The organism is Psychrobacter sp. (assembly GCF_035469765.1).
Classification (GTDB): Bacteria; Pseudomonadota; Gammaproteobacteria; order Pseudomonadales; family Moraxellaceae; genus Psychrobacter.
Genome location: NZ_DATIRM010000366.1, coordinates 1 through 7,786 on the forward strand (window position 1 = coordinate 1; position 7,786 = coordinate 7,786).

8 protein-coding genes are annotated in these 7,786 nt (G+C 42.6%); 2 read left to right on the forward strand and 6 right to left on the reverse strand.

The window, feature by feature from the left end; genetic code table 11:
* The 3 genes from VLN09_RS10000 to VLN09_RS10010 form a co-directional block, all read right to left on the reverse strand.
* The coding region (locus tag VLN09_RS10000) for a TerD family protein (protein WP_325246110.1) at positions 1-208 on the reverse strand (208 nt) is incomplete at its 3' end.
* Positions 209-251: 43 nt separating this feature from the next.
* A complete protein-coding gene (locus VLN09_RS10005) occupies positions 252-1,001 on the reverse strand; it encodes a phospholipase D-like domain-containing protein (RefSeq protein ID WP_325246112.1) in 750 nt (249 codons plus the stop codon).
* Between the two features lie 144 nt (positions 1,002-1,145).
* Positions 1,146-2,885, reverse strand: coding sequence for a glutamine--tRNA ligase/YqeY domain fusion protein (locus VLN09_RS10010; RefSeq protein WP_325246114.1), 1,740 nt, complete (start codon positions 2,883-2,885; stop codon positions 1,146-1,148).
* A 368-nt stretch (positions 2,886-3,253) separates the two neighbouring features.
* Here VLN09_RS10010 and VLN09_RS10015 point away from each other — a divergent pair, with 368 nt between their 5' ends.
* Positions 3,254-3,760 (forward strand): peptidylprolyl isomerase, encoded by a 507-nt coding sequence (locus VLN09_RS10015; protein WP_422662700.1) that lies wholly within the window; start codon positions 3,254-3,256, stop codon positions 3,758-3,760.
* A gap of 73 nt (positions 3,761-3,833) precedes the next feature.
* The gene (locus VLN09_RS10020) at positions 3,834-4,682 is read left to right on the forward strand and encodes a UDP-2,3-diacylglucosamine diphosphatase (RefSeq protein ID WP_325246118.1); all 849 of its coding nucleotides are present in this window, start codon (positions 3,834-3,836) and stop codon (positions 4,680-4,682) included.
* Positions 4,683-4,820: 138 nt separating this feature from the next.
* On the opposite strand, the gene VLN09_RS10025 is transcribed toward VLN09_RS10020, so the two are convergent.
* From VLN09_RS10025 to surE, 3 genes are all read right to left on the reverse strand, one after another.
* Entirely contained in the window at positions 4,821-6,125 is a 1,305-nt protein-coding gene (locus VLN09_RS10025) for a lytic murein transglycosylase (protein ID WP_325246120.1), read from the reverse strand.
* 77 nt (positions 6,126-6,202) lie between these two features.
* Positions 6,203-7,006 (reverse strand): peptidoglycan DD-metalloendopeptidase family protein, encoded by an 804-nt coding sequence (locus VLN09_RS10030; RefSeq protein WP_325246122.1) that lies wholly within the window; start codon positions 7,004-7,006, stop codon positions 6,203-6,205.
* Positions 7,007-7,237: 231 nt separating this feature from the next.
* The coding region (gene surE, locus VLN09_RS10035; protein ID WP_325246124.1) for a 5'/3'-nucleotidase SurE at positions 7,238-7,786 on the reverse strand (549 nt) is incomplete at its 5' end.

Consider the following 7,786-nt stretch of genomic DNA (forward strand, 5'->3'; position numbering starts at 1 on the left):
ACCGCCAACTAATAGCGCCACAGGACGTTTTTGGCTGATTATAAAATACCATATAATCATCGCTTACCAGCTTTTGTTGTGCATCTAGCCCAAAGCACGCTACATCTATCACGGTAGCGCCTGCTGTGAGCTCTGCAATCAAGGTAAACTGCTGCGTAACGCCAACCTCAGTAAATTTGGCTTTTTGACCGGCGATCATATTTAACATTATTATTGTCCTAGTGACGACTTAGTATCAATTTATGCAATGATTAAACGACCATCCCTGAATCCCACAGACAAAACTCACCAAATTTACCACGCTTACTGGTACCACCTGCAGCACGTCCAGCATCTGTTAATAACAACTCCCCTTCTTGCTCTTGCAAGTATCCCGCTGCCAGTAATTTATCGTTTAATTCTTGCGTCTTAAAGCCCAGCTCTTTAGCAAGCTTCGCCGTCGTTAGCTTAGAATAATTAGGTGTCTCAGAAGGACTGGTAACGTTACTTACAGGATTGGTTTGAGAGGAAGAATTAGACTTAGTCTTGCTATCAGCATTACTATCAGAATCGGTTACTTTTTCAAGTGACATTCTGACTTCATCACTGATACGAATGATACGCTGGGCTTCCTCATAAGTGTCGGCATAAAGTTTGGCATCCTCATTACGGTAAATCAGCACGCCCATTTCATTATTATTCACCTGACTAAACTCATAAAGATTCAAACTGGTAATGATGCACTCATTTTCGTTCAAATAACATTTCGCATGTAGATTTTTGCAAAAGCTAGTACGAATAAAAGTCAGATTTTTAAGCCAGTTGATTTCTTCTGGGTGCAAATCATTTTTACCATAAACGATACGGATATCAATTTTCAGACGATTTCGGTCTTCTAACAGCTCTTTGATACGCTCATTTAGCTTTAAATATGGGCTAATGATAATTAGCCTATCAGACGCATTTTTAATCAGTTCTTCTAAATGATAGGTTGTACCACTACTGTTTAAAAACTTTGCCATTCTAATATCCTCACCATCTACTATTAAAATTTATACTTATTCACAAAAAGGCCCATCCCTAGCGTACTAGAAATGGGCAAGATTGCAAACTACTATTGTTCAGTAATATCTTAAATAAACATTAGCGATGCTAACTTTTATAAATTAAGCGGGTTTATAGCTATCACGTAAGCTAACAATTTGATTAAAGACCGGCTTATCGCTGCTGTGAGCTTCACTATCAGCGATAAAATAGCCTTCTCGCTCAAACTGGAAACGCGTACCAGCGTCAGCATTGGCAAGCGATGGCTCAACCACGGCTTGTAGCTCAATCAATGAGTTAGGATTTAGCGCTTGATGAACGTCAGCGACGCTACTTGGGTCTTCGACACTAAATAACTGCTCATACATGCGCACGGTGGCAGGCACGCCGTGGCTGGCTGATACCCAATGAATGACGCCTTTAACCTTGCGACCTTCAGGATTGTTTCCTAATGTCGCAGAATCAATCGTCGCTTTTAACTCAATGACATTGCCAGCATCATCTAGAATATGCTCAGTCACTGCCAACACATAGGTATTACGCAGACGAATCTCGTTTTTTTCTGGTGATAAACGTTTATAACCTGCTGGCGGTTCAATTTCGTAATCACCTTGGTCGATATATAAGGTATCAGTGAAAGGAATCTCACGCTCACCCATATCAACATTAGGATGATTTGGCTGCGTCAACCATAGTGTTTGAGTGGCATCGTCAAAACGCGCATTAACGCTATCCGCTTTTTCAGTTTCCCAGCTGCTAACAGCTTCGCTAAAGTTGGTAATCGTCACTTTTAATGGCTTAAGTACAGCCATACCACGCGCTGTAGTCGTCTCTAATGACTGACGAATGCTAAATTCTAATAAACGAAAGTCAACGACGCTATCTACTTTCGTCACACCTACGCGCTCACAGAAGTCACGTAAGCCTTCTGGCGTATAACCACGGCGACGCATGCCCGCAATCGTCGGCATACGCGGATCATCCCAACCACTGACGATATTTTCATCAACCAGCTGCTTTAATTTGCGCTTACTGGTCATGGTATGGTCAACATTTAGACGAGAGAACTCATACTGATGTGGCGGTTGTTCAAAGCCTACTTTTTCTACTACCCAATCATAAAATGGACGATGGTCTTCAAACTCTAACGTACATAACGAATGGGTAATACCTTCAATCGCATCAGATAGCGGATGCGCAAAGTCATACATTGGATAGATGCACCATTTATCACCGGTTTGGTGATGCGCTTGATGCATAACACGGTAGATAACTGGATCGCGCATGTTCATGTTTGGGCTTGCCATATCAATCTTGGCGCGCAATATCGCTTTACCTTCAGTGTATTTGCCATTTTTCATATCATCAAAAAGTTGCAGGTTTTCTTCGACGCTAGCATCACGATATGGTGACGCTGTGCCCACTTCATTAAATGAACCACGACTTTCTTTGATTTGCTCAGGTGACTGCAAATCTACATAAGCATCGCCTTGTTTAATGAGCTTTACTGCCGACGCATATAACTGATCAAAGTAACTTGACGTATACAGCGCCTCACCTGCCCATTCAAAGCCCAGCCATTTCACATCATTTTTGATATTATCAATATAATCTTGCTTTTCTGCGGTTGGGTTGGTGTCATCAAAACGTAGGTTACAGACACCACCGAACTCTTTTGCCACCCCAAAATTTAGACTGATAGCTTTAACATGACCCAAATGCAAATAGCCGTTTGGCTCAGGCGGGAAACGCGTGACGATTTGCTGGTATTTCTGCGCGCTAACATCGTCACGGATCATATTACGAATAAAATCATTCTTTTGTTCGTCTTTTCGTACATGGTTGCTTGAGTGCTCACTCATCGGGCATTGCTCCTAACGCAAATGGTCAATTCATGCGGCGTGCCATCACGCCTCATGGAAAATTCAAAATATTTAATAAAGTAAAACGATATCGTAAAACAAGCCTCAGCCATTAAGTTTAAGCCAATTTACAAAAATTTGGGTTATAAAAACAGTGGGTTATAAACGCCAAGCTATGATTATTTTTTGTCAAAATCGTTTAGAAATGGGTAAAGTTGCGTTATTCTATCAGCTTTTGCAAAGGCATTAACAGCCTGATACATGACACAGGATAAAAAAGCCGTTAGACTAGCCATAACTTTTTATCCACCACTCACGACAGTGTTGATTCAGACGCTGCAATCAATAAGGAATATCCCATGGTAGACATGCCACCAGTAGTAGAACTTGAAACCAGTATGGGTGCAATCACCATCGAACTCAACGAAGAAAAAGCACCAAAAACCGTTGAAAACTTTTTAAACTATGTAAAATCTGGTCATTATGACAGCACGATTTTCCATCGCATCATTGATGGCTTTATGATTCAAGGCGGTGGAATGGACGCTGAGATGAATGAAAAAGCGACCAATAAGCCCGTGGAAAACGAAGCGGATAACGGTCTGAAAAATGATGCTGGTACGATTGCGATGGCACGTACGCAAGACCCACATTCAGCGACCAGCCAGTTTTTTATTAACGTAAAAGACAACGACTTCTTAAACCATTCTGGCAAAAACATGCAAGGCTGGGGCTATACTGTATTCGGTAAAGTAACAAGCGGTATGGACGTTATCGAAAAAATGAAAGGTGTTCCAACTGGTCGTTTTGGTATGCACGCAGACGTACCAACAGAGCCAGTGGTTATTAAATCAGCGACCATCATCACTCAGTAATCGTTATTTAATAGCCATTACTCAGTAAACGCTTATAATATGTTACTGCTTGAAATTATAAGGATAAAGGTAAATGCAAATTTTTAATCATCTTATAACGACCCGCCCTCATGAAGTGCGGCAAGTTTTGATTAGCGATTTGCATTTATCGTCTGAAGAGCCTGCCTTAGTGCAGGCTTTTTTGGCGCTGCTTGATGATTGCCTTGCCTTGCCTGCGCTCAAACGTCTATTTATCTTAGGTGATTGGTTTGAAGTCTGGCTCGGTGATGATTTTTATTTGTCTTTATCGGAAGAACAAAGGCAAGTGCATTGGCTTACACCGCTTATTTTGAAATTAAAAAAGCTGCGTGTCGAAGGTTGCGAGATTTTGGTCATGCATGGCAACCGTGATTTTTTGTTAGGGCAACCGTTTTGCAATATATTCGGTGGCGAGTTGATTTACGAGCCTTATGATTTATCTGTCGGACAACAGATTTATCGCCTAGAGCACGGCGATGCACTCTGTACCGATGATAAAAAATATCAGTTTTTTCGTAAAGTGATGCGCAATCGTCTGACTCAGTGGTATCTTCTTAATAAATCGTTAGAGAAACGCTTGGCTATCGCCGATAAAATGCGCCAAAAAAGCCAGCAGAATAATGCCAATAAAGCGGCGCATATCATGGATGTTAATGAAGCAGCAGTGAAAAAAGCTATTTATCACTTTGACGCCCTACTACATGGTCACACCCATCGTCCTGAAATCCACCAAAGTAATGAGGGTAAAACTCGCTATGTCCTTGGTGATTGGAGATTACTCAATAAGGAAACGCGCCAACCTAAAGTGAGCGCCGTTATTGGTGCGATTACAGCAAACGTAGATGAAGATATTATGACAGATAATGCTGAATTTGAATTATTTGAATTTAGAATGCTTGTCTAAACATCTAAACTGCTACTGTCATTCTCATATAATAAAAAAACTCCGTTATTGAACGGAGTTTTTTTATTCATTAATGTTGTTATTTTTAAACAACCACCGCAAATAGCGATGGTCCAAAAATAAAAATTTTAATTTGTCTCACCATCCCGCTAATGAAGATGCGCTACGCTGAGTGATAAAACCATCTGGAGTTTGACCGTTGTCTGATTGCCAACGCTGGAACGCCTTACGAGTATTGGTGCCCACGATACCATCTGCACCTTTTGTATCATAGCCTGAACTGGTCAAACGCTGCTGTAAATTGCGTACTTGAGACGTCGATAACGGACGCTCATAACGCGGCCATGACTTTTGCAAGCCACCTTGTCCGGCAAGCGCCTTACCCAATAAGCTAACACCAAGCGCGTAACTTGATGAATTATTGTAGACCTTGATGACATCAAAGTTTGGGCTTAAAAGCAGTACTGGACCCTCTTTACCAGCTGGCAGCCATAGCTCCATTTGGGTGTTAGCATCCAAATTCACATCGGCTATGGTATCGACACCCATTGCCGCCCATCTAGCAGCAGGCTGTTTGGTACCGACCAATGAATAATCAAATGACGACGGGACAATCGCTTCGTAAAATGGCGCTAAACCATGTACCCACCCTGAATTACTCAGATAGTTGGCGGTAGACGCCAAAGCATCACCCGTTGACCATGGGTTACGGTGACCATTACCATCGCCATCGACTCCGTGCTTAAGCCACGTATCAGGGATAAACTGTGTTTGTCCCATGCCACCCGCCCAAGAGCCGTCTAGCTGTGACCAAGACACATCACCACGCTGCAACAGTGTCGCTAATGATAACAACTGAGTTTCAGCAAACTCTTGGCGGCGACCATCATAAGCAAGGCTTGCAAGCGAGCTTGGAATACTACTATTACCCGTTACTACGCCGTATGAGGACTCCATGCCCCAAATCGCAGCAACGATCTCTGCATTAACCCCATATTGCGACTGTAACTGCGATAGATACGTGCGTTGCTCGGCGAACTTACGCTTACCTGTACTGACACGTCCATCTGATACCGCAGAATCGACATAGTCCCATGGCATTTTAGAAAACTCTGGCTGTCCTGAATCAAGCGAGATGACTTGCTGATTTAAATATGCAGAATCAAGCAGTCGACGTATTGTCGACGCATCATGACCAGACGAAATCGCACGCATAGAAAAATCAGTCTTCCAATCAGAGAAACTATTGTAGCTTGGCTTGGCAATCAGCGTCGGTTTAACGACAGGTACGGGAGTCGGCTTCACTTGAATGGTTTGGGTCTGGGTAATTTGCACATTACCTTGACGAACCGGCTTATTAGGCTGCTGCATTGCCTGCTGACTGGTACAGCCAACCATCACTAAGGCAGGGAAAAAAGCAAGGTAGTGTTTGTTTAATCGCATAAGAAGTCTCAAGTATCCGTAAGTAATGTGGCAATGTGGCTTAGATAATTCCATTTAATAACCAAGCAATAAGAAATTTAACGCCCTAATACTGCTCTTGGATCGATAGGATTACCATTTAAGCGTACCTGGAACTCTAATCCTACTTGATTGGTCTGACCACTGCTGCCCATATTGGCAATACGTTGACCGCGCTGAACACTATCGCCCTCTTTAACCAACAGCTGGCTGTTATGCGCATAGGCAGTGATATAGTTGTCACTATGGCGAATCATAATCAGGTTGCCATATTCTGGCAGACCATTACCCGAATAAAGAACCGTACCTGATTGGCTTGCCTGCACCGGATCACCAACGCTACCAGCAAACCACATACCCATCGTGCTAGATGCCGCATCAAAATTGCGTGTTACTTGGTTACGAGTGGGATACTCATAGCCTGAAGTTGCATTGGCAGTCACTTCATAAACAGGATTTTGTGAATAGTTAGGTGTGCTTGTTACAGGCGGTGTATAAGTAGGTTGTACAGGTACAGATGAAGCATTGTAGTTACTGTTACTGGTCGCGCGTACCGGCTCACCTTGCCATAACTTGAGCCACTGACCACTATAAATGGTGTATTTGCTATCTAAGCCATTGAGTGCACCAATTTGGCGATAGTTGAGACGATAGCGCGAGGCAATTTGACTAACCGTATCGCCGCGCTGCACACGATGATAGTTAGGCACCCCTTGATTATTAGTAATAATCTTAGGTCCGGCTTGATTGGCTGATTGGTAAGTGGGCTTAGTAGCACAGCCTACCATCGTTACTGTGGCAGCAGCCATTGTGCCCATCAATGCCACTGTGATAAAGCGCGATCCAGCAATAAACTTCTTCATACAAGATTTCCTATTCTTTGTGTTACGCACAAACTCCTTGTGTGACTCACAAGCATTTTGCTAATTGTTATACCGTTTAAGTTTTCATATACCATCAATCATTTGATAATAAATGATTTTTCTAATATCTTGTTAGCTACCATCGCTTTCAGCACTAATGCAACTATTTATCAAAAATTCGCATTTATAAAACTAGCACTGATTAATGATACCACTGATAAATAAGTCAATTTACAGCATTAACGCCGAGAGCCTCTCAAGCGCCGCTGTTGGCGTATGATGCAAGCGCACAGGCGATAGACTGATGTAACCCGCAGCAACCGCTTGATCATCGGTCATATTAGCTTCAGATGACTGAATGTCGATACTGTCTAGCAATACATCCTGACGCTTGCGTAGTGACAACCAATATGCATCTCGCCCGCGAGGATCAATCACATGGTGTACAGGACGCGCTATTTTTCTGTGTCCCAAAGTTGTAATTTTGCGACCTTTAATCTCATTAGCATTACTGACATCAGGAATATTAACGTTTAATACGTGATAGGGCAAATTTTTGCAAATATCCAATATGGGCGTATCTGTTAATAACTTAATAATCTCATTTGCTGCCAGTTGATAATGGCTGATACATTCTTGCCCATTCCCTTTTGCCCCACCGCCTACTAATGAGGTCGCAATAGCCGGTACGCCAAATAACTGAGCGGTTAATGCTGCGCCAAAGGTACCTGAAAACAATACATCCTGACCAAGATTGGCACCTGAATTGATCCCTGTAAT

Coding starts and splice junctions, on each gene's coding strand:
- VLN09_RS10015 (WP_422662700.1), top strand. CDS start 3,254: ATGCCACCAGTAGTAGAACTTGAAACCAGTATGGGTGCAATCACCATC.
- VLN09_RS10030 (WP_325246122.1), bottom strand. CDS start 7,006: ATGAAGAAGTTTATTGCTGGATCGCGCTTTATCACAGTGGCATTGATG.
- VLN09_RS10010 (WP_325246114.1), bottom strand. CDS start 2,885: ATGAGTGAGCACTCAAGCAACCATGTACGAAAAGACGAACAAAAGAAT.
- VLN09_RS10025 (WP_325246120.1), bottom strand. CDS start 6,125: ATGCGATTAAACAAACACTACCTTGCTTTTTTCCCTGCCTTAGTGATG.
- VLN09_RS10020 (WP_325246118.1), top strand. CDS start 3,834: ATGCAAATTTTTAATCATCTTATAACGACCCGCCCTCATGAAGTGCGG.
- VLN09_RS10005 (WP_325246112.1), bottom strand. CDS start 1,001: ATGGCAAAGTTTTTAAACAGTAGTGGTACAACCTATCATTTAGAAGAA.